The organism is Mesorhizobium sp. M7D.F.Ca.US.004.03.1.1, from assembly GCF_003998635.1.
GTDB lineage: Bacteria > Pseudomonadota > Alphaproteobacteria > Rhizobiales > Rhizobiaceae > Mesorhizobium > Mesorhizobium loti.
In genome coordinates, this window is sequence record NZ_RZQG01001033.1 from 1 (window position 1) to 1,964 (window position 1,964).

The following is a 1,964-nucleotide window of genomic DNA, read 5'->3' on the forward strand; positions in this document are numbered from 1 at the left end:
GGGCAAGGCGTCCGCAATTCTTTCCAGGGCGTCGCAGAGCTGCAGCTTTTCCCTGTGCGCGCGCTTCATCACCGCAGCCGGGACCACTTCCCTGCTGGATCGATCAGTTGGTGCGGGATTTTCGTCGCCTGCTTCGAACAGCGACGATCCCAGCCCTTTCTTCTGGCTCAACGGCGGCCTCCGTTCGTTTGCAAGACCACGCTGCCCAATCAGAAAGGGCTGGGCTTTGACATGGATCAAGGCGGCGACAACGCGACTGCTGAATTGGTGTCTACGCGGATTGGCGTCCGCGCATCGGAATCCGAGGTCGGGGATATCTCATGAAGTTCGGCACGCAAATCTTCGCTTTGAGCCTTTTCACATTCGCGGCCCTAGCGGCCGCTGGCTTCGGCGCGGACCAGCCATTTCGACAGCATATGTGGGTGCTGTTTTTTGTGTTGCTTGGTTTTGTCGCCATCCTCATCCGCAACACGAATTTCCAGGTGGCCGCTCCGATTGACCCATCCGCTTACATGGATGGTCCAATCCGCTACGGCACGATCGCCACCATGTTCTGGGGTGTCGTCGGCATGCTTGTCGGCGTGGTCATCGCGCTGCAGCTTGCCTACCCCGATCTCAACATCCAGCCCTGGTTCAACTTCGGCCGTTTGCGGCCGCTGCATACATCGGGCGTAGTCTTTGCCTTCGGCGGCAACGCACTGCTGTGCACATCATTGTATGTCGTGCAACGAACCTGCCGCGCCCGCCTGTTCGGTGGTGATCTCGCCTGGTTCGTGTTCTGGGGCTACCAGCTCTTCATCGTCATGGCGGCGACTGGCTACCTGCTCGGCATCACCGAGAGCCGCGAATACGCCGAACCCGAATGGTACGTCGACATCTGGCTGACCATCGTCTGGGTCGCCTATCTCATCCTGTTCCTCGGCACGATCCTGAAGCGCAAGGAGCCGCATATCTACGTCGCCAACTGGTTCTACCTGTCCTTCATCATCACCGTCGCGATGCTGCATGTGGTCAACAACCTGTCGATGCCGGTTTCGTTTCTCGGCTCGAAGAGCTACTCCGCCTTCTCCGGCGTCCAGGACGCGCTGATACAGTGGTGGTACGGCCACAACGCCGTCGGCTTCTTCCTCACCGCCGGCTTCCTCGGCATGATGTATTACTTCGTGCCCAAGCAAGCGAACCGGCCGGTCTACTCATACCGTCTCTCCATCATTCACTTCTGGGCGCTGATCTTCCTCTACATCTGGGCAGGCCCGCACCATCTGCACTACACCGCCCTGCCCGATTGGGCGCAGACGCTCGGCATGGTGTTCTCGATCATGCTGTGGATGCCGTCATGGGGTGGCATGATCAACGGCCTGATGACGCTATCAGGCGCCTGGGACAAGCTCCGCACCGATCCGATCATCCGCATGATGGTGATGGCCATCGCCTTCTACGGCATGTCGACCTTCGAGGGGCCGATGATGTCGATCAAGACGGTCAACTCGCTGTCGCACTATACCGACTGGACCATCGGACACGTCCATTCCGGCGCGCTCGGCTGGGTCGGCATGATCTCGTTCGGTGCGATCTACTACATGGCGCCGAAGCTCTGGAACCGTCAACGGCTCTACTCGCTGAGGCTGGTCACCTGGCACTTCTGGCTGGCGACACTCGGGATCGTCGTCTACGCCGCAGTGATGTGGGTGTCCGGCATCATGCAGGGCCTGATGTGGCGCGAATACGACGAGCAGGGCTTTCTGGTCTACTCATTCGCTGAAACCGTGGCCGCCATGCACCCCTACTATGTCATGCGCGCCATCGGCGGGGCAATGTACCTCTCCGGCGCCCTGATCATGGCCTGGAACATTACCATGACGATCCTGGGATACCAGCGCGAGGAGGAGCCGATGCCCGGCTCGGTTCCCGCCCTTCAGCCTGCCGAATAAGGAGCCAGACAATGGGCTTGATGGACAGACACG

The 1,964-nt window shown here is 59.9% G+C and carries 1 protein-coding gene; it reads left to right on the forward strand.

What is annotated here, in order from left to right; translation table 11 throughout:
• Positions 1–320 precede the first annotated feature (320 nt).
• Positions 321–1,931 (forward strand): cytochrome-c oxidase, cbb3-type subunit I, encoded by a 1,611-nt coding sequence (ccoN, locus tag EN935_RS33480; protein WP_109671202.1) that lies wholly within the window; start codon positions 321–323, stop codon positions 1,929–1,931.
• The last annotated feature ends 33 nt before the right edge of the window (positions 1,932–1,964 follow it).

Coding starts and splice junctions, on each gene's coding strand:
- ccoN (WP_109671202.1), top strand. CDS start 321: ATGAAGTTCGGCACGCAAATCTTCGCTTTGAGCCTTTTCACATTCGCG.